Source organism: Kordiimonas sp., assembly GCF_048264555.1.
In the GTDB taxonomy this organism is placed as follows: Bacteria; Pseudomonadota; Alphaproteobacteria; order Sphingomonadales; family Kordiimonadaceae; genus Kordiimonas.
The window spans coordinates 223,514-248,651 of record NZ_JBLXCX010000004.1 but is presented as its reverse complement, the minus strand read 5'-3'; the positions used below and the strand labels follow the sequence as shown (position 1 = coordinate 248,651).

The window sequence follows — 25,138 nt, the reverse complement described above, 5'->3', positions numbered from 1 at the left end:
TTCATTGAAGCCGAAGCTTCTTCCCACGGTTTTCTGCTATCCCCAGAGCGCTCGGTTTGGCACTTCGACCACCCCACCTGCGCCGTAAAACAGGTTATTTTCCACATCACCCGCCAGCAGAAGCGGGCCATCAATGTCCACGAAATGGCAAAACTGACCAATGACATACGCTGGCGCCATCGATAGTGATGACCCAGTCATGTTCCCAACCATCAGAGCTTTGCCGTCGCGAAGGGCAAGATTGGCAAGCAACAGGCCTGCCGTAAGCCCCCCGCATTTATCGAGCTTGATATTGATAACGTCATACCTGCTCGCCGCCTGCTCATACTCATGCGCATCAAGGCAGCTTTCATCCGCCCCAAGGGGCACAGGTGAGGTAAACCCTATCAGTTCATCGTCTGCACCGCGCTTGAGCGGTTGCTCGATCATCGCAATATCAAGCTTAGCGCAGGCGGGCGCATACTCTTTAAGCTCGTCAAATGTCCAACCCTGGTTCACATCAATGATGAGCGTCGCATCTGGCCGCTCAGCCCTGATTGCCTCAAGCTTACCCACAGGGTTGTCTGCATCCAGCTTGATCTTGAGGTTAGGATACTTCGCGAACCCGCGTGCCGCATCCGCCATGGCCTCCGCACTGCCAATTCCGATGGTACACACGGTTTTAAGGCTCTTGGGAGTCATGTTGAGATGTTCCCAAACACTCGTGTTTGTGCGCTTGGCCTCCAGATCCCAAAACGCACAATCAAGGGCGTTGCGGGCACCTCCGGGCGGCAACATGCTTTGAATACTATCGTAGGACAGTCCCGCCTCAACGCGCGGTGCGATTTCTGCCAACTGCTCCATCATCACATCTGCGGTGTCATTCAAATAATAAACGCCAACCCCTTCGCCGTGGCCCTTAACACCGTCCGCCTCAAGGGTTACACGCACCGTATCGGTGGTATTGAAAGTATAGCCGGTAATGACAAATGGGGCCTTTAAGGGAAAGGATACCTTCTCAAAACTCATCTTCATGTTAGGCACTCTTCAGTTTTTGGGCGCGCGAAGCCATGACAGCATTCAAACGGGCAATAATGCTATCCGTGCCTTCCTGGAGGGGGTCGACACAAGGGAGGCCTAGTCGGGTCGTAAGTTCGGCCAGATAGGCTTCGCGCTCGCCTGCCTTGAGGCAGGACGTGTTCACACTAACGCCAACGCATTCGATCTCGGGATTCGTCAGCGAACCGATTGCAATAGTGCGCTCGATCACTTCCTCAATGCTTGGCAGTTTAAAATCATCCCAGCCTTCAATGTGGGTCCGGCCTGCTTCATGGCACACCACAAAAGCATCAGGCTGTGAGCCAACGAGAAGGCCCATGCTGACGGCTGAGTATCCAGGGTGGAAAATACCGCCCTGACCTTCAACCACATCCCAGTGGTCGTCGGTATTGTCAGGCGAAAGAAGCTCCGCTGCACCAGACACAAAATCAGACACAACTGAATCGATCGGAATACCCTGGCCTGCGATCATGATACCCGTCTGGCCGGACGCTCGGAAATCAGCGTTCATACCAAGGCGTTTCATGTCCTTTTCCATTTGTAGGGCAGTGTATTTTTTTCCAACAGCGCAGTCGGTTCCAACCATAAGCAGACGCTTGCCGCCACGTTTACGGCCTGTACCAACAGGGAGCGTTGCTGGAGGAACCCGGACATCTACAAGGCGTGAGCCAGATTTTTCCGCAGCCCGGCACAAACGGTCGATACCATTTAGGCGGTAATGAACACCTGCAACAATATCAAGGCCCGCAAGCGCCGCTTCTTCCAGAAGCTCCAACCAGTCGTCAGGAATACCGCCACCGACTGACGCAGTACCGATTACCAAGGACTGAATTCCCGCTTCAACAGCATCTTTGATGCTTAACCTTGGCAAGCCAAGATCAATTGTGCCACCAGGAAGGCTGATCTGCCCTTTACAGAGCTCACGCCGCCACTCAACAAGACCTGCGCCGGTTTTGGCGTAGGTTATTCTGGTTTCGCTTCCCAAAAATATGAGATAGGGCGCTCTCAACTCAATCGTCTTCATACACTTAGTCCTTATTTACATCGGTTACTGGCTTGTAGCCGGGGCCACGCAGCACCTTCCCTGGGGTCGCGCCCGTATGGTGCCCGGCGTCAAGAACGATGCCGCCGTTCACGAGCACATAATCAATACCTTTAGGTTTCGCAGTCGGGTTTTCCCACGACGCGGTGTCCTCGATTTGGTCAAAATCAAAAACGGTAATATCTGCTTTTAGACCTTCCCGAATGAGTCCCCTGTCCATCAGCCCCATGCGGGCTGCAGGCCAGGATGTCATCTTACGGATGGCTTCAGGAAGGGTCAGCACGCCCTCATCCCGCACATAGTGTGCTACAATACGGGGGAATGTGCCGTAGCTTCTGGGATGCGGTAATCCAAGGGCGTCAAAGTCGCCTTCTTTGAGCGCGCTGGCGGCATCGCTGCCAATGCTGGCCCACGGCGCTTTCATGGCAGTGCGAACATCTTCTTCGCTCATCATAAAATAGAGTGCGAAGGGCCGCTCAGGATAAGCCTTGAGCATTATATCCCATGCAACGTCCGCGGGATCACGGCCGAGTTCGCGGCCAATGTCATCAAAATTCTTACCGTGAAAGCGCGTGTACTCCTCCAGATAGGAATTGGCGAGAACAACATTTTTCCAGCCACCTGACACATAAACCAGATTGGTCCAGCTTGGTGTCGGCCCGGCTTTTATTTCATCTTTGAGTTGGGTACGGATAGCGGGGTCGCGAAGGCGCTCTAGTGCCTTTTCAACACCATCAGCATAGACCCAATTGGGTGCCGTAACCTCAAGACCGGTTCCGCCAGCGACGTACGGATACAAGTCTGCCGCCACATTCACACCACGGGCACGCGCAGCGTCAATCAGCTTGAGCGCCTCTTTCATGTCTTTACCCCAGTTGGGATAATAAGCCGCCTTCAGGTGGAAAATTTCAACACCTGCACCGCCTTCTTCACCAATACGTATGGCTTCCTTAACCGCATCCAGAAACTCAGCGCTTTCGCCCCTGATATGGCTGGCGTAAAGCCCGCCCTTTGAGCCAGCCACACGTGCCAACTCGATCAGGTTCGCCGTTTTATGGTATGCGGACGGCGGATAAATAAGTGCTGTGGTGATACCCATGGCACCCGCATCCATCGCGGTTGCCACGAGCTTCTTCATCTCTTCAAGCTGTGCGGGGGTTGGGTCATCATCCCCTTCGCCAAGCACGGCCACTCGCGCCTGGGTCGCGCTATAATATGTACCAAAGTTGACGGAGATGCCCTTGGTTTCCAACTCGCGGAAATAGGCGTCAATCTCCTCCGCTTCAACCGGGGTACCGCCCTCACCGCCTATAAGCGTTGTCACACCCATATTGATCTTGTTTGGCGCCAACCCAACGTGACGGAGAGCCTCGCCAGATTGGTCCATCATATCGATCCAACCTGGCGTGACGTATTTACCATCGGCGTCAATCTCACGCGCACCCAAGCCAGTCACTTCACCAACCTTCACGATGAGACCATTTTTTACGGCTACATCGGCTGGCACCCAAGGATTGCCAGCACCGTCCAGCACACGGCCACCACGGATGACGACATCATAATCCGCATCTGTAGCGTAAAGCGGCAGCGCCAAAGAAAAGATGGCTGCGGCCGTGATGAGCTGCTTAAGCATTTTTTGCCTCCCCTTTGATTGCCCGCCACACACCAATGGTGAGCAGAGGCACAACGAGAACCGCAATGAACACAAGGGTCAGGAAGCCGTAACCACTGGCGATGAGGTCGATAATGCCAAAGTAAGTACCGGCAATGATTGCTACAGCGAGGATACCAACCGCCACCAATGGACGCGCGAACTGGGGCATCTCACGCCCCATTTCCGTAAAGCTTGCGTCCAACCGCTCGTTGACTGCGTGCAGCAGCGCTGTGCCTGTTTCAACGAAGGTACCAAAAACCACAACCTGAAACAGGAAACTCAAAACCGGCATCTCAAGCGCTGCCATCAGCATACTTGCTGGCACCGGTGCTGTCCCAATTTCAGGGTAAAGCGCCATCATGGCGACAAAAAACAGCACGGCGGGAACGACCGCAATAGCGCCTGCCATCAACCCTGAACCTACGCTTTCACGCCTGCTTTTCTGGCCTTTGACCGCGAACAACACGGCAGGCAATACCGCCAGATTGTAACCGGAATAAAGAACGCCACTTTTGATCCAACCGTCACCCACGGCTATGGCGCTAAATACACCGGATATTGCGTCGCCAAATTTCAGGAATGCCAGCAACAACAGCGCGGCATAAACGAAATAGAGAAGGAAAGACCATGCCGCCAAAACTTTTTTGATCGCCTCTGAGCCCGAGAAGGTGAGCAGTGCAATAAGCGCCATCAGCACAAGCGTGCCAACAACAGATGGCACCCCGAAGCTCACCGACGTGAGTTCGCCAGCGGCCGAGCCAATAACGGACAGGATGAGCAGAAGCAATACGATGAATGCTATCTCAAAAATCACCCAACCACGACCAAGAAGCGCCCGGCAAAAATGACGGTAATCATAGGCCTGGGTGACCCGGGCAAACTCAAATCCGGCGGCCAAAACAAGACCAAAAACCAAACCAGACATGAGAAGCCCGAGCACACCACCTAGGGGTCCAATTGAAAAGAAGAACTCGACAAGCTCGCGGCCTGTTGCATAACCGCCGCCGATAACGACGCTCTGAAACACAAAACCAGGCAACAGGTATTTTTTGAAGAATTCCATGCTTAACGCACCTGATTCCGCACGGCTTTACCGGGCATGACGGATGTATCAAGCTCACCACCATCAACCAGCACCACACCATTCACGATGACATAGTCAAACCCTTCAGATGCTTGCGCAGGCTTCGCATAGGTCGCCTTGTCCGCAACTTTATTCAGGTCAAACACTACCACGTCCGCGTCCGCACCTACCTGAATACGGCCCTTGGATTTCATCTGAGGCACTGCGTCTTGCAAGATTTTCGCAGGGCCGTAGCTCACACGGGTGATCGCGTCCATCAAGCTGGTCACTTTTTGGTCGCGCACATATTCCTTGATGAATTTTGAGTAAGTGCCAGCGCTACGAGGATGGCTCCAGGCGTTTTCTGGTACAGGCCAGGTTTCTTGCGGTACAGGTTGGCCATCGACAAGCCAATCCCCACCATCTGACGCAATCACACCGCCAGGAAACAGTACGGACTGATCAAGAAGCGCACGGTCCTTCGGGTCATCCAGCTCAAGAAAATGAATAACGGTCTGTGTTTCGGGCTTTTCTGTCTGGTAATATTTCAGCTCATCTTCGCTCAGGCGCTTGCCGCCCACGTCAAAGCTTGAAGCATCAACACCGCCAACGCGTTCCCGCCAACGATCACCACGGAACATTGCCGCCCCAATACCGGTCGACCCGGCGCCGTAAGGATATGCCTCCGTCGTGACACGCAGCCCCTGTTCCTGGGCATTTTTGATCATCGGTCCGATGATTTCGATGTCCCGGAGGCTCATGGAATTGAGGTGCACAATATGTGTGTGCGCGCCTGTACCCGCTGCGGCGGCTACTACTTCGGCCATCCCTTCAAACGAACTTTTGGGCTCAAGCATGGATAGATAACGAGCGTGCGTAAATGTAGGCATGCCGTTTTTCGCGGCCAGTTTGTTGACCTCAAAGAACTCTTTGTAGCCCGTGCCCGGCGCGTAACCGATCAGAATGCCAACACCTAAACCACCCTGATCAAGCCCCTCTTGGACATAAGCCATGATCTCTTTCATCTGGGCAGGGGTTGCTACCTCTTTTTGCCAGTCTGTGCGGCGGAACGCTTCAAGGAACCACGAAAGGTCGCTCCTTGGTTTCGCTTCAAAGAAGGTCGCGATCCGGGCACTAGCCCAATTGACCGAAGCACCATAGTTGATGGGACGACCTTCCTTTTCAAGCCGATCATAATAGTCCGCTATCGGCAGGATACCTGCTTCAAGCTCCAGCCCGGTTGTTACGCCGTCAAGCGCCTGCATACGCGCTGATAGGATGTCCTGGCCATGAGCATGCATATCAATGAAACCTGGGCTAACAATACGACCGGCGGCATCAAGCGTACGAGTGCCCTCAAGAGCCGCTTCGCTCACCGCCTTGATCTTACCGTCCTTGATGCCAACGTTGCGCACTGCATCGAGGCCAGTTTCAGGGTCGATCACCCGCCCACCACTGATAACAAGGTCGTAGCCCTCCGCCTGAACTGGCGCCAGGAAGGTACCTAGACCAATGAGGCAAGCGGTGATAAGTCGCCCAACAAGTTTCATGAATATGCTCCCCAAATTTTAAGACCCGTTCACCAAAGATGGCGTGTGCGGGTATGCTTCCCTGCAACGAGGGCCTAGGCCCTCGTGCGCTACTTTACATTCTGGCCAGAAAAATCCGGGGCGCCATAACAGTACCCGGCACCCCGGAAGTCGCACTGAGCAGAGGTTTAGAAATCCACCTTCACGTTCGCACCGATAGTGCGCGGACGTTCAAAGATGCCGTTACTATCGCTAGAACCACCGCCAAGGATCGTATCAGACCGACCCTGCAGCGCACGCTCGTTGAAGAGGTTCGTGGCATACAAGCCAAGTGTCACATTGTCGTTTGTGAAGGACACATGTGCATCCACAAGAGTGCGGGCTTCCACTTCTACTGGATAGGTAGAGGTTGACGCACCATAGCTGGACATGAACTTGCCAGTGTAACGCACGCCAAAGCCAGCGTTACCGGCCCATGTATCCGTAACATCAAACATATAGTCAGCGAGAAGCGAGAGTTTCCATTTCGGCAAGTCAGGCAACTGTTCGCCCTTGATACCGCCAAAGCCCGGCTCATCCTCATTGAGTTTGGAGCGCGAGTAGGTGGCATTGGCTGTCAACGACAGAGCATCGGTTGGACGCAGGTTGAACGCGCCCTCGACACCGTAGGCGTTCAGACCATGGGCCGCGTTCCCACCCGTGTTCACACCACTGAAGGAGGTGAAGGCCTGGAAGTTGCTCCAGTCGATTTTCCAGATCGCAATATCATAACCGAACACACCGCTTTCCGTGTTGCCCTTGGCACCGATCTCATAGCTCCAGGCATTGTCTGGGGCAATCATCGGCGGCGCGAGGTTGTCACCCGTTGCGGGATCAAGGATCGGCAGGTTGGCTGACGCCGGACGATAACCGCTGGCGACACGAGTATAGAGCGACAGGTTGTCGGTAGGACGATAACGCGCTGAGAAGAGGTAGGTGTCGACGGTGTCTTTGATCGGGTCGCTCTCGAAATCAGCTGCACCGAGCAAAAGGCCGGTCGACACATAGGAAAGTGTCGTCTTGTTCTTGCTGAGACGTACGCCCGCCGTAACGTCAAACTTCTCGTTGAAGTAATAGGTCACGTCGCCGAAACCCGCGAATTCCTTGTATTTAGACGGAAAGGAGATGGTCAGCAGATCAAAAGCAGGTGTAGCAATGACATCCTGATTGTTTACCGTGTCTTCCTCGGAATAGTAGAGGCCAGCGATCCACTCAAAGTTGCCCATGCGCTCGGACGTTAGGCGAACTTCCTGTACGAACTTTTCCGACCCAGCGAGAAGATCGAGCAGAACGCTGGTGGTGGTGCCTGGCGCACGACCATCGAAGAAGTCAATCGCCGGACCATAGGCTGCTGTCAGATCGCTGATACCGCCGAATTTGTATTCGACCCAACTTGACGTAGAAGTCAGGCTCACACTATCGAAGTCATAGTTAATGCTGCCAGAGATGATCTCATAATCGAGATAGCTCACACCGGGTTCGCTGATGGTGGTATAGCCGTCAAACATGGAGGCATCAGACGTATAGCTCCCAAGCTGTACGCCGCTGTCGATGCCGTAGTCGGTTTCCTGCTTCATGTATTTGAGGCGGATACTCAGCTCTTCTGCCGGCTTGAACAGAATGTCTGCCGCGTAGCCAAGATTCTCAGACCCGTCCACATCCTCTTCCACAACCGCACCAGTGGCTGGGTTTACATAGTCCACATAGCCACCAATATCCTGCCAGAAGCCGGAGAGCGTAATGCCCAGCTTGTCTTTCACAAGCGGCACACTTACGCGGCCATTATAAACTTGGCTGATTTCGCCGTCCTTGGTGGTGGCAATATCGGCACCCGCTGTCACGCGCAGTTCCTCCATCGCCGGATCGCGGGAAATATAACGCATCATGCCGCCCACCGACGTGGCACCATAAAGCGTACCCTGTGGACCCTTGATTACCTCAACGCGCTCGATATCCATCAGCATAGCATCGAACATAACGGTGCTGCCGCCCGAGAAGGTGCTGTTTGTCGAGATCGGCGTATCATCCAGATACACACCGAACACTGGAATGGAGGATGACTGCGGTACACCGCGGGCGGAGATATTCCCAAAACCCTTGGTGCCGATGTCTGTGTAGGTGACACCTGGCGTATAGTTCAGGATTTCACCTACCTGTTTGAGCCCTTTGACAGTGAAGTCGCCTGGATCAATGGCAGATACTGCAGCAGGCACATCCTGCAGGCTTTGCTCCCGGCGACCTGCGGTTACGATAATTTCTTCGAGTACCAATTCGGTGGATTGTCCCGCTGTATCCTGAGCAGCCACACTCACTGCGCTCAATCCACTCAAGCCTACAGCGATGCCGATACTGGACACGGCATTCAAAAACGAACTTTTTCGGAAAATGCTTCTTTGCATCCTCACCTCCCTGAATTTCCCACGTTGCGCTCCCCGCGCCGACAATTCCTGTTCTGTTTGATTCGACTATAGCTGCCTTAATTCCTTTATCAAGCATAATTTGGCAGCTTTAATTATTAATTTGACCGCTTTAAATGGAAAATAGCAAGATTGTCGCGTTGAAAATATCGGCTGACCTGTTTAATAATGCTGAAAGAAGCTGCCGTTAGCAGCCACTTGGGTGGACAAGGTCGGATTAAAAAGGGCAAGGGATGACCAGAGAAGATCTACAAAACAGCGATGCACGAAAAGCATCCGAGATGATCATGGATGCTATTGTGACGCAGAAGCTGGCGCCGAGTCAGAAGGTGTCTGAGAATATCTTCAGTGATATGTTTGGCATAAGCCGCACCATCTCCCGCAACCTTATTGAACGCCTTATCGCCAAGCAGTTTCTGGTTTCCGTGTCACCACGGGTGACAGTTGTTGCGCCGCTAACGCTCCTCGACATCAAACAGAACTTCACCCTCAGGAAGGTGTTGCTCCCGGCGATTTTTGCGCTCACGGCAGCCAATGTGGATTTCGAGAAGATGAAAAGGATCAATAAAGAGATCGAGGAATTACAACCGATCAAAGATGACGACGCTGCCCTCAACCTTCTCAAGAAGAACAAGGAACTGAACCTTATTTTCTGTGAAAATGCTGGTTATCCACTGATGATTGATTGGGCGCGACAGTTGGAAGACACCGCCATGCGCATCTATTGGCTCTACCTCAAAACACAGAAACGCTTCCCCTACTCATCAGATCAGCAAGGCATGACTATTGAGGTGATGAAAAGTGACGAACCCAACCGCATCCGCACGGTTATTCACGACATCCTCACGCAAACGGAAGAACGTATTCTCAATACCATCTTCTCAAACGAGCAGTTTTATACGCAGGACCTGACCGTTTAGAGTATTGATTCAGCGCGTTGTCATAAGCATCTGACCAAAAGCCTAACAGCTCTTTAGAGGTTCAACTTGCAGTAATTCGTACCTGATGTACCGCAAGTTGATCCGTTATGTGCGAGGCGGCACCTATGGCAGCATCTGAATCCTGTACTGCAATTGATCAACGGTGTGATACCGGCCGTGTTTCATCACCCCTTCAATAGCACCTAGATTTTGAAGTGCATCCAGCGGGTTTTTACTAAGGACAACAAGGTCCGCCCATTTTCCAACCTCAATAGAACCCAAAGAAGTTTCACGTTCCATCACCTTGGCACCATTGATGGTAGCCGCTTTGAATATAGCGTGAAGTGGAAGCCCTGCTTTCTGCCATTCTGCCATCTCTGTTAGCAGCGAACCACCGTGTAACACACCGGGGTTACCTGCATCTGTGCCGAGAGCCAGGGTGACGCCTTCGTCGTAGAGACGCTTAAGGTTGTCCCGCTGAACATGGGTTATTTCTTCGGCAAAAAGACCCTTCAACTGAGCGACAATAGCCTGTTCTTGCGGCGAAAGCTCGGCAATAGCCGCTTCTTCAGCATCAATATAGGGCATATATTTGTTGAGCATCTGAACCATCATGCCAGCCTTTTCCGGCATGGATGCAGCCTTTCGAAAACTCTCAAGCACGTCGGGGTGAATAAGCTCATGTTCGTGGCCGGAAAAACTTAGATCGTTTCGCGCGATGTCCGCCATTTTCTGATGCACTGCAAGTGTCGGCACATAAGTGATGTGATACTGCTTAACAAGCGCGATAAACTCATCATCTATCGGGCCGGTCATCACACCATGCACCAGAACATTTGCCCCTGCCCGAATTGCCATTTTGGCGTTCTCGAGATCTGTCGCGTGAACGGCAACCCGAACGCCTTCACTACGCGCCAACCTTATTGCGTGCTCAAACAGGTCAAAAAGTTGCTGGGGTGTTTCGCCATTATCTGGAGACCAGATTATTTTAATCAAATCAGGCTCACGCTTTAACTGCTCTCTCACGTAGGTGATAGCGTCCTCCGGTGAGGTGGCACGCTGAAACACAGGGTCATCATCGCCGAGATCAAGAACGGGAGCCGCGAAACTGGAAATGCAGGCACCCGCCGTCGCTACCGTTGGCGCGAACAAAGACTTGTTGGCGTTTTCGCGAACTTCATAGTTGAGTGACGGCCCACACATATCCACAACACTGGTAACACCGCTCATCAGGTATCGAACAGATGTGTCTTCTAAATGTTGTTCGACCCAGGTGCGATCATCTTTATAGGGTTGAATCTGGCTATAATCAAAACTGTCAGGCCGAGTGAACGCGCTGCCTGACTGGAAGAAATGCATATGTGCATCAATATACCCCGGTGCCAAAAAGCGCCCCGCAACATCAATCACCTGATAGTCGTCATCAAACGTCAGCGACGCAGGGCCAACAGCCTCGATCTTGCCATTCCGGATTAATACCACTGCATCCAAGATCGGCGATGCCAGATGGGGGCTTACCACTGTACCCCCGACAAAAGCGACCCTGTCATTATCTGGGCCCGACTGATCACCCGCAGGAGGTGTCTCGGCAGATGACTGCGCCATCACGCTCGCGCTAAATATCGCGACACAGGTAAGACGTGAAAGTGTTTTCCTCGCGCCATAGCTCACTTTTCCAAACGTATTTTGTTTCATCAAAGCACCTTTTATTTGTTGTTATTGATCTGCAGCGCAAACCTGCACCGACTGGTGCTGGATAGATGCTTTTGGCACAGCGGAAGCGCCAATGAAATCTTCTGAAATTATCTGAAATTGATTTTAAATTATTTATATCAATAGCTTAATAGACAACGCCTCCAAACACTGAAGGCACCGAGCACTTCAGCTCGCTGGCTCAGACCTTTGTGCCTTGAGGACTGCCATCCAGTCAGTGGCGGCCTGTTCAAGAGAATGCAGGTCCCGATCTTCTATAATGCGAAGTGCAGCCCGGGTAAGCTCAACAGCATTAGGCATTTCATCCAACTCCAGCGACACACGAGCAAGGTTCAAAAGCCCTTGGGCCTGACCATAGGGGCATTGAATAACCTGATGATGTTTGATCGCTGCCTGATAAAGCTCCTCAGCAGCTATGAGATCACCCATCGCCCGCTGAGCATGACCCTTGAATTCCGCTATATAGCCCAGATAGAGCCAATCTTTCAGGGCCTCTGCTTCAATAGCGGCTTGCTCCATAAAATCGAGCCCAAGCTGCCATTCCCTGTTTCGCATCCTGTCAACGCCCGCCCAGTAGTTGAGGCGCAGCAGTTCCTGCCTGTTACCCTTGTCACGTGCCTGCTTTAAACCAGCCTCCAGCACCGATCGCGCACTAGATGACTTGTTCTGAGATACCAGAGCCTGTGCAAGCAACCTCTTGGCAACAATGTTGTCCGGCTCGGTAGCTGTTGCAGCAACCAGAAATTTCTCTGCTGAGCTAAAGTCTTCCGCCTGTATCAGCTCAAGCGCTGTGGCGATCATCTCGTTCGCAAAATCGGAACTGTATGCACTATCTTCAACCACCAGCCTGCGATCGACCTTCTGGGTTATTATTGTCGCCAGTTGATCAAGCCCGCCATATACTCGGTCTGCCAAGAGGGCGCCCTTCTCCATGCCGCCGCGTTCATGCAACCTATATACCAGTTGGTATTCGCGCGGCGTACCTGCGAGTGTTACCTCAACCACCAAAGTCGCCCCGGTGACGGCAAATATCCTTGCTATATCGGCGCGGGAATAAAGCTGGTGCGTTATACCCGCACGCTTCACCACATCCAGCACATCACCCGCTTGGTAAACACCATATGTATCGGAAGCCGGTAGACGGTGAATGAGATGATCCATCGCACCGTAACGCACCCATCGGTGGTCCGCGTCGGACAAACTATTCGCGACCGGCAAAACAATAACCGCACCTGTTTTGGGTGGGGTTTTATCTTCATTCAAAGAAAAAAACGTCATCACAAAAACAAGCAGAAGCACCAAACCGCCTATGGCTGAGAGCATATAGCGGAGCCTCCAACCTGATGCGGCGGTGTGCTCCCGTCTGGGCCCGTGCCCAAGCTGCCGCGGTTGCCCCCCTTGATCACACGGCTCAACTGCCAGCGCCCAAGCATAACCTTTTCTGGGCACGGTTTTTATCACGCTCGCGTCCCCAAAAACCTTTCTCAGTTCTTTAACTGACTGAAAAACAACCTGCTCGTCAACGCTGACGTCATCCCAGATTTCACGCAAAATTTCCTGTTTGCTGATAAGCTCACCGCGAGCTTCCACTAACAGCAACAGAAGCTCAAAAGTTTTTGGACGGATTTTGACGGTCTCGCCATTATACCAGACCTGCCCGGCCATAGGGTGGATATGAAAATCACCGGTCTGGATATATTTTGTCACAAATTGACCCTGTAAGATCGTGCACGAAGAACCGACTGTCCGCCGACTATAGCGATTATCGTCAGTGTTTCACGATCCAATTAAATGTCGCGGTCATTTGCAACACAAGGGAAAAGTGGTGGGCCCGGAGGGACTCGAACCCCCGACCAAGCCGTTATGAGCGGCCGGCTCTAACCAACTGAGCTACAGGCCCCAACCACGGGGCTTCGTGTAGCAAATGAAGCTTGGCTTGGGTAGTGGAAAAATGACCCACATGCAGATAAGTGCCGAGATGGCGGGAAGCATACGCTGTCACCAACCCCCACTGCCCCTTATAGCGCGTCGATTTCTTCCTTCAGGCGAGTTTTCTTGTCGGTCACTATACGCTCAAGCACCCGCACACGCTCCTCAAGGGTCCGCACTTGCGCCTTCAAGTCACTGTCCCCTGATTTTGCCGCATGCTTGAGGGCATCGGTTTTTGCTTTCAACCACTGTGAGATACCTGCAAACGCAAATGTCCCGAATATGATCAACAATACAAATGTTTTGCCTTCCATCGGCCTGCTCCTATCCTCGCATTTTTCGGTCGGTGGGCGCTGGTTTTCCCGCGCCTCTTCCTTTTTGTTTAGTCTGAAAGTGCGTCGATCTCATCACGCAGTTGGGTGCGCTTGTCGGTCGCAATGCGTTCCAGCACCTTCACCCGCTCTTCAAGCGCTTTGATGCGTTCATCTGCCGCGACATTCAGGCTGCCTGCCTTTGCGATACGTTCCTTCGCACTGATCCAGCGCATCACGATTACCGCCGACATCACAAACAGCACAATAAGCGGCACCATCTCAAACTCGTTCATTACTCCCCCTCTCACAGATGTGAAGCTGATCCCTGTATCATTTCGATATAAGTTGCCCCAATGTCGATTGCAATGGGCCGGGTGACAATCTAAGAAAGTTTTAAAAGAAACGGACGATAGGAGGAAAGCCCGTGACCATCCGCCCTACCCTTGGCGCAGCGCTTTTGGCTGCAGCCTGCCTGAGCATCGCACAACCCTCAGCCGCCGCTCCCTGTGCCCAAGGCACGTGTGAAAGTGCGTGGAAAGACGCGAGCGACGCAACCGCCGCAACCGCCATGGAGCTCGCGCGAGACTACGCCAATTTCCTGAACGGGGCGCGCACAGAGCTTTCCACCGTATCAATGATCCAGCGCGAGGCTGAGCGTCTTGGCTTCAAGGCTTGGAAAGAGGGCCAGCGCATCAAAGCGGGTGACCGCTATTTTGTGCACAACCGTGGCCGCGCTTTCACCTTGATAATTGGGGGGCGTGAACCGGTCTCAAAAGGGGTACGCATTGTTGCGAGCCATATCGATAGCCCCCGGCTGGAGCTGAAGGGACGCCCCATTGATAACGCGCAGGGTTTTGCCCTTTTCCAGACCAACTATCATGGCGGCATCAAAACCTACCAGTGGACGAATATCCCGCTCGCCCTGATTGGCCGGATCGACCGCAAGGATGGCAGCACGGTTGAAGTGTCGCTCGGGCTAAAGGCAGATGACCCGATTTTCATCATACCGGACCTTTCCCCCCACACAGCCCGCGACCAGATGAAACGGAGCGCAAGCGAAGTGGTGGCCCATGAGGACCTTGACCCACTCGCGGCTTCCGGCCCGCACGGCAAAACCGCTGTCGCTGACTGGGTGTTTGAGCACTTGAAAGAAACTTACGGGGTGGACGCCGCAGACCTTGTCTCGGCCGAGCTTTCCCTTGTGCCCGCACTCGCGCCGCGCGATGTGGGTTTTGACCGCCGCCTGCTCGCGGCCTATGGGCAGGATGACAGGCTTGGTGCTTTCGCGAGCCTTAAGGCAGCTTATGAGCTCGAAACACCACCGAACACTGCACTCATTCATTTTGCCGACAATGAAGAGAGTGGCAACGTGAACGTGACAGGCGCGTCTTCCACTTTCCTGACCGACTTTGTTGGTGAGCTTTTATACGCCGAGAAGGGCTCTGACTATCGCCACCCGATGCTGACCCGTGCGCTCACTGCCTCCAAAGCGCTCTCGATCGATGTGAACCCCGGTGTAAACCCTATGAACCCGGGTGCATGGGAGCTCACAAACGCGCCCCGCCTTGGCTACGGTGTGAATATCAAGCTTTACGGGCGTGGGTTTAACGCCAACAGCGAATTTATTGCCTGGACACGCGCCGCACTCGATGACCGCAATGTTGCTTGGCAAACCACCACCTATAAAGTTGGCCGTGCGGGTGGCGGCACGCTTGGGTCTGAGCTCGCGCACTATAATATCGATACCATCGATTTTGGCGTGCCTGTGCTTTCCATCCACACCCCCTACGCAGTGAGCGACAAGATGGACGTTTTGGCGCTCAAGGACGGAGTTGCGGCCTTCCTGAGCTACAGCCGGTAAAGGCAGCGCACATTGTGCGGGCCTACTTAGCCCGCACAATTTTAACCATCTCTTCATTTTTTCACTGATATCTGCCATAATAGCGCTTGGGTAACAGGTTTTGCGGTGGGGACTGCGAAACCGCTAAGTGGTGCTGAAAATGGTAGATTCGATTAATACAAACGCCAGCAGTCTGCTGGGCGTTCGTTCACTGCAGAAAACAAACTCCACGCTGGGAAGCACCCAGAAGGAGATTGCCACCGGCAAAGACGTGAACAGCGTGAAAGACAACGCTGCAATCCTCGCGATCTCGAAGCTTCTGGAAAGCGATGTCGCGGGGCTTGGCAGCGTGAAAAACTCGCTCGACCGCGCTATCTCAAGCACGGATGTGGCATTGGCTGCTGGCAGCTCAATCTCAGATCTTCTCCTGCAAGCCAAGGAGAAGGCCGTTCAGGCCGCAGACCCGGGCCTTGACGATGCAAGTCGCAGTGCGCTCAACCAGGATTTTGCGGCGATCAAGGATCAGATCACCAGCATCGTCGGCACAGCCGAATTTAACGGCACGAACGCCATCAAAGCTGGCGGTGACGACATCGTCGCCGTTACAGGCGCGGAAGGTGACGGCAATATCACCATTGAAGCACAGGACCTATCTTTAGGCGGCGGTAATATTACGCTCTCTGAGGGTCAAAGCATTGGCTCAGCCGCCGATGCACAAGCCGCAGTCGCAGCAATTGACGATTCCCTCAGCAACCTCACCAGCGCACTTTCAGAATTAGGATCGGGTGCAGGGCAGTTGCAGCAAACCAAAGATTTTACTGAGGCTCTCAGTAACACGACGGAAGCTGGTATCGGTAATTTGGTAGACGCAAACCTGGCATCTTCGAGCGCAGACCTACAGGCAAGTCAGGTGAAGCAGGCGCTGGGCATTCAAAGCCTCTCTATCGCGAACCGACAACCTGCGGCAATTCTGGGCCTTTTCCAGAGCTAATCACTTGCCACAGCGCTCCAACAAAAAGCCCGATCTTCATCGGGCTTTTCCTTTATTCAGCAGCTTTCTCTACTTGCCCCAGATAGATGGCCCAGCTATCAAAATCGATCGCTACTGGTTGGCTGAGCAGAATATCAGCGCCCAATATTACTGCAGGCACAGACCTCGGCACATAGGTGTTAAAAACTGGCAGGTTCGCGACAAGAATATCCCTTGAGCCGAGATTGACATCACCGATTGACACGCGCCCCACATGAGCGTTTTCCGCGCGCATACGGCCACCTGCGGCTGACAAGGTTGTGCTGCGAAATTCAACCTCGCTCCCTTGCACTTTTCTAAGTTTGTCTGCTGCCGCGCGGTTTATCACGGTTGCACCTGCGCCGGTATCCACAACCGCCGGGAAAATGTGCCCACCAATGTTGATATCAAGCGCAACGGAGCCACGCCCCACTGGTCGCCCGTCCGCCCTTTGCCAACGAATTCCCTCATGTTCCGCCGTCTCAAAAACAGCAGCACTTTCAAAAAGTTGGGCGCCGTCTGGCCCGAGCATAAGCACCCGGCCCCGCATAAGGTCAACGCCAACAATGCCGTACGGTGTATCAGGCCCATTCTGGTCAGGCATCGCGATGGTGCGCTCCAACTCCAGCACTGTCCCAAGCGTGGAAAACCGGCGAACCTGATAAAAACGCATGGGCCGCTCACCCGTCGCCGTAATCACGGCGGCGGACCGCCGAGGGATCGGCTCCAGCCCGAGTTCATCCACAAGGCGACGGTAAAGCACCGTATGGCTCGCTGCTGTATCAATCAGAAAAGGGAAATTACCGTAATGGTCAACCTGAACGTCGATCAGGCGGCGGCCTTGTGCGTCTTTGCTCGTGAAATATTCATTCGCCGCGACGCTTGTGGCGACACATACCCACATGACAAAAAGGGGCAGCCAATAAAGGCTACCCCTTGATATAGTCATTATAGCTCTCACCCGCATCCTAGGTGTCGAGGAAACTTCTGAGCTGACGCGACCGGCTTGGGTGCTTGAGTTTCCTCAGCGCTTTTGCTTCGATCTGGCGAATACGTTCCCGTGTCACCGAGAACTGCTGGCCAACTTCCTCGAGCGTGTGGTCGGTGTTCATCCCGATACCAAAGCGCATACGCAGCACGCGCTCCTCGCGCGGCGTCAGGGACGCCAACACGCGGGTTGTGGTTTCGCGAAGATTTGACTGGATCGCAGCGTCCACCGGCAGGATCGCGTTTTTATCTTCAATGAAGTCACCCAAGTGGCTGTCTTCCTCGTCGCCAATCGGCGTCTCGAGGGAGATAGGTTCCTTGGCGATCTTCATCACCTTGCGCACTTTTTCAAGCGGCATGGAGAGGCGCTCAGCCAGTTCTTCCGGCGTCGCTTCGCGGCCAATTTCGTGCAGCATCTGACGACCGGTACGCACCAGCTTGTTGATCGTCTCGATCATATGCACAGGGATACGGATGGTGCGGGCCTGATCTGCGATAGAGCGCGTGATTGCCTGCCTGATCCACCATGTGGCGTAGGTCGAGAATTTGTAACCCCGGCGGTATTCAAACTTGTCCACCGCCTTCATCAGGCCAATGTTACCTTCCTGAATTAGGTCAAGGAACTGCAGGCCACGGTTGGTGTATTTCTTCGCGATCGAGATCACGAGGCGGAGGTTGGCCTCCACCATTTCTTTCTTGGCGATGCGGGCTTCTTTTTCACCCTTTTGTACCGTGCGTACAATGCGGCGGAACTCAGCCACATGAAGACCGGTGCGGCCAACAACTTCACCCACCTGGTCGCGGATGTTGTTGATGGCCACGGCTTCGCCCGCCACGAATGACGCCCAGCCCTTGCCTTTGAGCTTGCCTACACGCTCAGCCCAGCCCTCTTCAAGTTCGTTGCCCTGATATTCATCAAGGAAGGCGGTGCGGCTAACCTTGTGGCTTTCCGCCAACCGGAGCAAGCGGCCGGAAAGGCTCATCAAACGCTTATTCAGGCCGTATAGCTCATCCACCAGTTCTTCAATACGCATATTGTTGAACTTGACCGACGCCACGAGCGCAATCAGCTCTTCACGCAGGTTCTTGAACCGGCGTTCCTGCGGTGTGGTCAGCGTATCATTCTGCACAGCAGCAGCCAGGCGCGCGTCCTGAAGCTTGGCATACTTCTTATAGGTCGAGGTGATGAGCTGAAACTTCTCGATGGTTTCCGGCTTCAGGTGTGCTTCCATGGCAGAAAGCGACATTGCTGCCTCTTCATCATCGTCGTCGTCATCGTCGTCGGAGCTCGAGGTTTCTTCGCCGTCGCTCTCTTCATCGTCTTCGTCATCATCAGACCGTGATGGCTTCGCAGGTGCTTCGCTTGGCTTGGCTTCGGCTTTGCTTTCGCTTTTATCTTCGTCCTTGCCTTCCGCGCCTTCCTTGAGCACGTCACCGCCATCCTCGTCCTCGAGGTCGGCACTATCCGGCTCTTTGCCAAGCGTGGCTTCAAGGTCGATGATATCGCGCAGCAGCATCTCTTCATTTTCAAGACGCTCTGCCCACTCGATAATCGCGCGGAATGTGAGCGGGCTCATGCAAAGCCCTTCAATCATTGTCGCGCGGCCAGCTTCAATCCGCTTGGCGATGGCGATCTCACCCTCACGAGACAATAGCTCAACCGAGCCCATCTCACGCAGGTACATACGCACAGGGTCATCCGTGCGGTCTGTCGCCTCTTTTTTATCGGTGGTTTTAAATTCTTCCTGTTCGTCGTCGTCATTATCGTCGGATTTATCGTCCGAATCACCCTCATCAGGATCATCGCCATCCGTAACGTTGATGCCCATCTCGGACAGCATCGTCATGACGTCTTCGATTTTCTCAGATGACATTTCTTCGGTCGGCAGAGCACTATTGAGCTCATCATAGGAGATGTAGCCCCGCTCCTTCGCCTTAGCGATCATCTTTTTGACAGCAGCTTCCGCAGAATCGACGATTGGGCCGGAACCACTTTCTTCCGAGCCGGTGTCTTTATCGTCGTCCTGATTCGCTTCTTTTGCCATGTATTTTATCTCCAGATCTGCGCGAATCGCAGTCTATACCATATTAATTGAAAGAAAACCGTCCTGATTCGAGCCGGTAGCCTTCTTTATCTGCAACTTTTTCCTCAAGCGCACGATAGGCTTCCTGTGCAGCCACAAAGCGCGCGTGATTTTCATCCGTCATATCGGCCGCATAATCGGCCTCAGCCTGCACATAAGCTGCATGCGCCGCCGTAATGTGCTGAAACCTCGATACCGTGTGTTCAAATCCCGTCAATGCGTCGGACAAGGCCGCATCATCCCAGGCGAACCAGTCGTCCCTCAACGCGCGTTCGCCCAGAAGCTTCGTGAGCGTTACCATCTCGGCCTTCCCCTCCAGATGGGTAAGGATAGCCTCATGGTCAAGTCTTTCCGCAAGTGCGGCCTTCTCTAATAGGGCGTTGCGGATGCCGTCAAGCCCCGGAACGCTGAATTCAAGGTGCGCCACCTCTTCTTCATGTTTGATCATGATTTCCGGGTGATGCACCAGTGTGAGGATAATCACCTTCTCCATCCGGTCGGTAACGGGACCAATGCCCCGGCTGCGCCCGATCGATGTTTGGCCAAGAAGCCCAGTGGCTGGGGGTGGCCGGCGTTTGAACCCACCCGCGTTACGTGACGGCACAAAAGCGGATTGCCCGCGCGTCTGCTGCCCTTTTGCCTTGGCTGGCTTGAAGAGGTCCCACAGTCGTGAGCGAAACTCGCTCTGATAAAGCTTCTTGACGTTTTCGTCTTCAATTTCGGAAAGCGCGCCAAATATCTTCTTCTCAAGCCCTGCACGCCGCTCTGGTGTGTCAGATGCCACACCACCGGTTAGGTTATTCCAGAGCACATTCACAAGTGGGCTCGCGCTATCAATCAGTGTCTCGATCGCCTGCCTGCCCTCTTTCTGCACCAGGCTGTCGGGATCTTCCCCTTCCGGCATAATGATAAACCGAAGCGATTTGCCCGCCTTCAGCATCGGCAGCGCGCGCTCAACCGCCCGGCTTGCCGCCCTCAGACCCGCGTTATCCCCATCGAACGACAGAATGGGCTCATCCGCCATCTGCCAAAGGTGCGATATCTGTTCTTCTGTCAAGGCTGTGCCCAAAGGCGCCACTGCGTAATCAATGCCGTATTGCGCGAGTGCAATCACGTCCATATAGCCCTCAACCACCATCACCTGGCCCGCATCATAGGATGCCGCACGCGCGTTGGCCCAATTATAGAGCGTTGCCCCTTTGTGGAAGATGGGGGTTTCCGGGCTGTTCAGATATTTCGCTTTGGCATCTTTTGAAAGCGCACGGCCACCAAAGGCGATCACCCGGCCCTGCCGGTCGGTGATCGGAAACATCAGCCTATCCCTGAAGCGGTCATAGGATGCGCCGCCGCCTTCCGGTTTTATGAGCATCCCGGTTTCGATAAGCTGATCTTCCCCAATATTACGCGCCAACATGGCATCCTTGAGCGCGGTGCGGCTCGCAGGTGCATATCCAAGCTGGAAACGTTTGAGGGTCTCATCTGTGAGGCCACGGCCTTTAATATAGTCATATGCCGCGCGGCCAACCTGCCCCTTGAGCTGCGCCATATACCAATTGGTCACAACCTCCATCACCTCGGAGAGGGTGCCGCGCTTTTTGTCCCGCTCGACCTGCTCACGGCTTGGTTTCGGCACTTCCATGCCTACCTCGCCCGCCAGCACTTCAATCGCCTCCATGAACTCCATACCCTGGGTGTTCATGACAAAGTCGATCACGCTGCCATGCGCGCCACAGCCAAAGCAGTGATAAAAGCCTTTTTGGTCATTCACGGTAAAAGACGGTGACTTTTCACTATGGAAAGGGCACAGGCCGGAATGTTCACGCCCGCGGTGCACAAGCTTCACTTGCCGCCCAACCACGTCAGACAGTGTAAACCTGTGCTTCAGCTCATCCAGAAATTGCGGACTAAGCGCCATACTCACCAAACCATCAGAGAAAAGAAATCGTCCCCTCGCCGCGCCCAACCACAGCGTGGCAACCTGTTCTGTTTAACGGAGAAAGCTAGCAGGTGTCCACCATATGATGCCAGTACGAGACGCAGAAATTATCCGGCGAAATACTGCTGCAGGTCCACTTCCATCTGCGCCATCTCATCATGCAGCCAATCGATAAACACAGCCACTTTTTCCTGCGGCGGTTCTTCTGACGGCACGGTGTAAAAACAGTAACCGTTGCTGGATGGATTACCACCCACACATTTTAGCCGCCCGTCCATCAATGCCTGTGCGGCCGTCGCGAGTGGCGCAAGGCCAACCCCTGCCCCCACAATAGCTGCCTGCACGAGGAGGCCTGAGTGGCTATAGGTTTTGCTGTAATCCGGTTTTTCAAGCTGGATATCATTATGCTCGAGCCAGTCGTTCCAATAGCTGCGGTCCTCATATCCAACAAGCGGATAGTCAGCCAAGTTGTCCCGCGTGATCAGCTCGCCACCGGAAAGGCTGGGCGCATACACCGGCATATAGGTCTCAACCCTGAGCGGTTTCACACCGGGCGGCAACTTGCCGAGCCAGCCACCACGGATCGCCAGATCGTATCCTTCCGCCGCCACATCGACCTGATGATCGTCAGCGTTTACCCGAATATCAATCTCAGGGTGGATCATGTTGAAGCGCGGCAGGCACGGGATCAGCCACTGGATGGCAAAGGAATGATAGGCCGAAAGACGAATAACATTGGGCTCGTTACGCCTGCTTAAGCGCGTGACAGTCGCATCAATGCCCTCCAGACCGTTTTTGACAGATTTCGCGAGCGCCCGCCCGGCTGGTGTCAGCTCAACCTCACGCGGACGACGGATGAAGAGGGAAAAGCCAAGCTGCTCTTCAAGACCCTTCACCTGCTGGCTAACCGCGCTTTGGGTACGGCCCAGCTCTTTTGCCGCAAGGGTCAGGCTGCCGTGCCGCGCTGTGGCGTCAAAGGCAAGCAAACCTGAGAGTGATTGCAATTTATAGCGCATACCAAGCCTTAGTTAAATTAAGCCTTAGGCTTAAAACTACGAATTTGTAATTTCGTCTCATCGTAACAAAATCAACGATAACAGCCACGCAGGAGGATAACAATGACTAAGAAATATCCAAACCACAGACACAACACCAGCTTCTGGCAGAATTTAGCTACGCTATTGGCACCAAACGACAAGAAGCTGCTCTACACCACCCGCATTATCCATAAGGAAGCAGAAAAACTGGAGCAGACTGAACCGAAACGCCCAACGCCTGTCGTTGCGGGTCCGTCCTTTGATCAAGTCTGCCAGGCACCGAGTTGCTGAACGAGCCCCCCCGAAACACATAAGCCAAAACAGCAAGAGGATAAAATGAGCACCAAAGCAGAAGAGACACAGGACACCGAAGCCCCACCATACAAGAGGAGTTTTCTCTCGAAACTTCTGGTGATGCTGGCACCGCAGGACGAGTTAATGCGCTATGCGGCCATGCAGGCACCAAAAGACGAGCGCAAGGGTGTTGAGTATGACCGCGACGGCAAGCCGACGTTCATCCTCATCCGCTCCGCCCGGCATCTAGGCAGTGTCTAGCCGACAGGATGCCCACACTAGTCACCCCACGACAGCGGAAACGACAGCGAAAAGGGGGCTTGGTAACCTCGCGGACCAAGCCCCCTAATAATTCTCTGGCCATTATACCAAGTGCAGCCTAGCTCAGCAGAGCCTTGATCGTGCCGCTGGCTTTCGCAAAATCCATCTGGCCTGCGTATTTGTCCTTCAGCACCGCCATGCAGCGACCAATGTCCTTAAGGCCGGTCGCGCCAATCTCTGCCACTACAGCTTCACACACAGCCTTGATCTCAGCGTCCGTCAACTGCTTGGGCAGGAAGTCCTGAATGATGCCAATTTCTTCACGCTCACGCTCAGCCAACTCACAGCGCCCGGCTTCTTCATACGCCTTGATGCTGTCATTCCGCTGCTTCACCATCTTGGACAGAATATCAGTGATAACGGCGTCATCGTCTCGGTCGTCAGAATTCGCGGTCCGCAGCTCGATATCCTTTTCCTTTACAGCCGCCAGAATAAGGCGGATGGTGGATAGCTTGCGAGCTTCTTTCGCCCGCATGGCTGCTTTCATCGATTGATTTAGTTCGTCCCGTAACATTGCCCTGTCACCTTGTTTCCATGGTTAGGAAGGCGCGATCATACCTGAAGCCACCGCGACAGGCAATCAAACACGCACCATTTAAGCCATTGATTTTATTGGATATTTTTTTAAATTCTTTACTTGACCCGATAGAGCCTTACGCTTATTGTCCCGTCAATTTGGCCGGAGCCGAGCCCCAGTCACGGGCGGGACGTTTTACCGGCTAATCCCTTGATATGCAAGGGATATGTGTGACCCATCAGGCAGGAGGAAACCGCCCCCATGACCGAATCCACACTTCCCCTAAAACCACCGGCAGATGATATTACTGCTGTTCTTGTGCTTTCAGACGGCACCGTTTTCTGGGGATATGGATTTGGAAGAGAGGGCGACGCGGTTGGTGAGGTGTGTTTCAACACCTCCATGACCGGGTATCAGGAAATCCTGACAGACCCGTCTTACGCAGGCCAGATCATCACCTTCACTTTCCCGCATGTGGGTAATGTGGGCGCGAATGACGAAGACATGGAGCGTGCCACAGCAGCTTCCCGCGCACTTGTGATCCGCGATGAGGTAACAGACCCCGCCAACTTCCGCTCAGGCGGCCACCTGCATGGCTGGGCGCAGAAGATGGGCCTTGTTGGCATCTCCGGCGTCGATACACGCAAACTTACCCGCTACATTCGCAACAACGGCGCACCAAATGGTGTGGTTGCCTATAATAAAGACGGCAAGTTCGACATTAAGGCCCTGCACGGCAAGGCCAAACAGTGGCCCGGCCTTGAGGGCATGGACCTCGCCAAAGAGGTCACCTGTGACAAACCTTACGAGTGGACCGGCACCCGCTGGACCATTGCAGATGGTTACGGCGCACTTGAAAACGCCAAAGCGCATGTTGTGGCCGTAGACTATGGCGCAAAAGATAACATCCTGCGCTGCCTTGCGGCCACAGGCGCACGGGTCACGGTTGTGCCTGCCACCGCAAGCTATGATGAGATCATGAGCCATAAGCCTGACGGCATTTTCCTCTCAAACGGCCCGGGTGACCCGGCCGCGACAGGTGAATATGCGCTGCCTGTGATCAAGAAGCTGATTGAAACCGGCCTGCCGATCTTTGGCATCTGCCTTGGCCACCAGCTTCTCGCGCTCGCCTTCGGTGGCAAAACCTACAAGATGCATCAGGGCCACCGCGGCGCTAACCACCCGGTGAAAGACCTACGCTCCGGCAAAGTGGAAATCACCAGCATGAACCACGGCTTCTCAGTCGATGGGGATAGCCTGCCGGACCATGTGAAAATCAGCCACATCAGCCTGTTTGACAAAACCGTCTGCGGGATTGAGTGCGTCGATAAACCAATCTTTTCTGTTCAACAGCACCCGGAAGCCAGCCCAGGCCCACAGGATAGCTTCTATCTGTTCGAACAGTTCATGGACATGATCCAGACACCCAAAAACGCAGCCTAAGATATAAGGGAC

21 protein-coding genes and 1 tRNA gene are annotated in these 25,138 nt (G+C 53.9%); 6 read left to right on the top strand and 16 right to left on the bottom strand.

All coding sequences use genetic code 11. From position 1 onward, the window contains the following. Nucleotides 1–36: 36 nt before the first annotated feature. The 6 genes from ACN0XZ_RS13105 to ACN0XZ_RS13080 all read right to left on the bottom strand — a co-directional run bounded on the left by ACN0XZ_RS13105 (nucleotide 37) and on the right by ACN0XZ_RS13080 (nucleotide 8,764). A complete protein-coding gene (locus ACN0XZ_RS13105) occupies nucleotides 37–1,014 on the bottom strand; it encodes a dipeptide epimerase (RefSeq protein WP_417458225.1) in 978 nt (325 codons plus the stop codon). A gap of 1 nt (nucleotide 1,015) precedes the next feature. Then, nucleotides 1,016–2,062, bottom strand: a complete 1,047-nt coding sequence (locus ACN0XZ_RS13100; protein ID WP_417458224.1) for a DUF1611 domain-containing protein — start codon at nucleotides 2,060–2,062, stop codon at nucleotides 1,016–1,018. 4 nt (nucleotides 2,063–2,066) lie between these two features. Next, nucleotides 2,067–3,713 (bottom strand): N-acyl-D-amino-acid deacylase family protein, encoded by a 1,647-nt coding sequence (locus tag ACN0XZ_RS13095; RefSeq protein ID WP_417458223.1) that lies wholly within the window; start codon nucleotides 3,711–3,713, stop codon nucleotides 2,067–2,069. Continuing rightward, on the bottom strand, nucleotides 3,706–4,797 hold the full coding sequence (locus ACN0XZ_RS13090) for a hypothetical protein (protein WP_417458222.1): 1,092 nt from the start codon (nucleotides 4,795–4,797) through the stop codon (nucleotides 3,706–3,708). The genes ACN0XZ_RS13095 and ACN0XZ_RS13090 overlap by 8 nt, the downstream gene beginning before the upstream one ends. Nucleotides 4,798–4,799: 2 nt before the next feature. Beyond that, entirely contained in the window at nucleotides 4,800–6,347 is a 1,548-nt protein-coding gene (locus tag ACN0XZ_RS13085) for an amidohydrolase family protein (protein WP_417458221.1), read from the bottom strand. Nucleotides 6,348–6,514: 167 nt separating this feature from the next. Beyond that, nucleotides 6,515–8,764, bottom strand: a complete 2,250-nt coding sequence (locus ACN0XZ_RS13080) for a TonB-dependent receptor (RefSeq protein WP_417458220.1) — start codon at nucleotides 8,762–8,764, stop codon at nucleotides 6,515–6,517. A gap of 251 nt (nucleotides 8,765–9,015) precedes the next feature. On the opposite strand from ACN0XZ_RS13080, the gene ACN0XZ_RS13075 reads away from it, so the two are divergent. Further along, on the top strand, nucleotides 9,016–9,702 hold the full coding sequence (locus ACN0XZ_RS13075; protein ID WP_417458219.1) for a GntR family transcriptional regulator: 687 nt from the start codon (nucleotides 9,016–9,018) through the stop codon (nucleotides 9,700–9,702). Between the two features lie 123 nt (nucleotides 9,703–9,825). Here ACN0XZ_RS13075 and ACN0XZ_RS13070 read toward each other — a convergent pair whose 3' ends face one another. From ACN0XZ_RS13070 to ACN0XZ_RS13050, 5 genes are all read right to left on the bottom strand, one after another. Then, the gene (locus ACN0XZ_RS13070) at nucleotides 9,826–11,397 is read right to left on the bottom strand and encodes an amidohydrolase family protein (RefSeq protein ID WP_417458218.1); all 1,572 of its coding nucleotides are present in this window, start codon (nucleotides 11,395–11,397) and stop codon (nucleotides 9,826–9,828) included. 186 nt (nucleotides 11,398–11,583) lie between these two features. Next, nucleotides 11,584–13,122, bottom strand: a complete 1,539-nt coding sequence (locus ACN0XZ_RS13065; protein WP_417458217.1) for a winged helix-turn-helix domain-containing protein — start codon at nucleotides 13,120–13,122, stop codon at nucleotides 11,584–11,586. A gap of 116 nt (nucleotides 13,123–13,238) precedes the next feature. Continuing rightward, nucleotides 13,239–13,315: transfer RNA gene (locus ACN0XZ_RS13060), tRNA-Ile, on the bottom strand. 118 nt (nucleotides 13,316–13,433) lie between these two features. Next, nucleotides 13,434–13,658 (bottom strand): hypothetical protein, encoded by a 225-nt coding sequence (locus ACN0XZ_RS13055; protein ID WP_417458216.1) that lies wholly within the window; start codon nucleotides 13,656–13,658, stop codon nucleotides 13,434–13,436. A gap of 68 nt (nucleotides 13,659–13,726) precedes the next feature. Continuing rightward, nucleotides 13,727–13,951: a hypothetical protein gene (locus ACN0XZ_RS13050; protein WP_417458215.1), complete on the bottom strand. Its 225-nt coding sequence runs from the start codon at nucleotides 13,949–13,951 to the stop codon at nucleotides 13,727–13,729. A 131-nt stretch (nucleotides 13,952–14,082) separates the two neighbouring features. On the opposite strand from ACN0XZ_RS13050, the gene ACN0XZ_RS13045 reads away from it, so the two are divergent. Beyond that, nucleotides 14,083–15,519: an aminopeptidase 1 gene (locus ACN0XZ_RS13045; protein ID WP_417458214.1), complete on the top strand. Its 1,437-nt coding sequence runs from the start codon at nucleotides 14,083–14,085 to the stop codon at nucleotides 15,517–15,519. A gap of 139 nt (nucleotides 15,520–15,658) precedes the next feature. Beyond that, the gene (locus tag ACN0XZ_RS13040) at nucleotides 15,659–16,489 is read left to right on the top strand and encodes a flagellin (RefSeq protein WP_417458213.1); all 831 of its coding nucleotides are present in this window, start codon (nucleotides 15,659–15,661) and stop codon (nucleotides 16,487–16,489) included. A 52-nt stretch (nucleotides 16,490–16,541) separates the two neighbouring features. Here ACN0XZ_RS13040 and ACN0XZ_RS13035 read toward each other — a convergent pair whose 3' ends face one another. From ACN0XZ_RS13035 to ACN0XZ_RS13020, 4 genes are all read right to left on the bottom strand, one after another. Then, nucleotides 16,542–17,456: an aspartyl protease family protein gene (locus ACN0XZ_RS13035; protein WP_417458212.1), complete on the bottom strand. Its 915-nt coding sequence runs from the start codon at nucleotides 17,454–17,456 to the stop codon at nucleotides 16,542–16,544. A 19-nt stretch (nucleotides 17,457–17,475) separates the two neighbouring features. After that, nucleotides 17,476–19,539, bottom strand: coding sequence for an RNA polymerase sigma factor RpoD (rpoD, locus tag ACN0XZ_RS13030; protein ID WP_417458211.1), 2,064 nt, complete (start codon nucleotides 19,537–19,539; stop codon nucleotides 17,476–17,478). Nucleotides 19,540–19,582: 43 nt separating this feature from the next. Next, complete coding sequence (gene dnaG, locus ACN0XZ_RS13025) at nucleotides 19,583–21,493, bottom strand: DNA primase (protein ID WP_417458385.1); 1,911 nt, start codon at nucleotides 21,491–21,493, stop codon at nucleotides 19,583–19,585. 128 nt (nucleotides 21,494–21,621) lie between these two features. Next, nucleotides 21,622–22,530, bottom strand: a complete 909-nt coding sequence (locus ACN0XZ_RS13020) for a LysR substrate-binding domain-containing protein (protein WP_417458210.1) — start codon at nucleotides 22,528–22,530, stop codon at nucleotides 21,622–21,624. A 102-nt stretch (nucleotides 22,531–22,632) separates the two neighbouring features. Here ACN0XZ_RS13020 and ACN0XZ_RS13015 point away from each other — a divergent pair, with 102 nt between their 5' ends. Together ACN0XZ_RS13015 and ACN0XZ_RS13010 are read left to right on the top strand one after the other, a co-directional pair. Further along, nucleotides 22,633–22,842, top strand: a complete 210-nt coding sequence (locus ACN0XZ_RS13015; RefSeq protein WP_417458209.1) for a hypothetical protein — start codon at nucleotides 22,633–22,635, stop codon at nucleotides 22,840–22,842. Between the two features lie 45 nt (nucleotides 22,843–22,887). Continuing rightward, a complete protein-coding gene (locus tag ACN0XZ_RS13010) occupies nucleotides 22,888–23,106 on the top strand; it encodes a hypothetical protein (RefSeq protein WP_417458208.1) in 219 nt (72 codons plus the stop codon). Between the two features lie 118 nt (nucleotides 23,107–23,224). Here the strand turns inward: ACN0XZ_RS13010 and ACN0XZ_RS13005 are convergent, their stop codons facing one another. Next, nucleotides 23,225–23,680, bottom strand: a complete 456-nt coding sequence (locus ACN0XZ_RS13005; RefSeq protein WP_417458207.1) for a GatB/YqeY domain-containing protein — start codon at nucleotides 23,678–23,680, stop codon at nucleotides 23,225–23,227. A 264-nt stretch (nucleotides 23,681–23,944) separates the two neighbouring features. On the opposite strand from ACN0XZ_RS13005, the gene carA reads away from it, so the two are divergent. Beyond that, nucleotides 23,945–25,126, top strand: a complete 1,182-nt coding sequence (carA, locus tag ACN0XZ_RS13000) for a glutamine-hydrolyzing carbamoyl-phosphate synthase small subunit (protein WP_417458206.1) — start codon at nucleotides 23,945–23,947, stop codon at nucleotides 25,124–25,126. The last annotated feature ends 12 nt before the right edge of the window (nucleotides 25,127–25,138 follow it).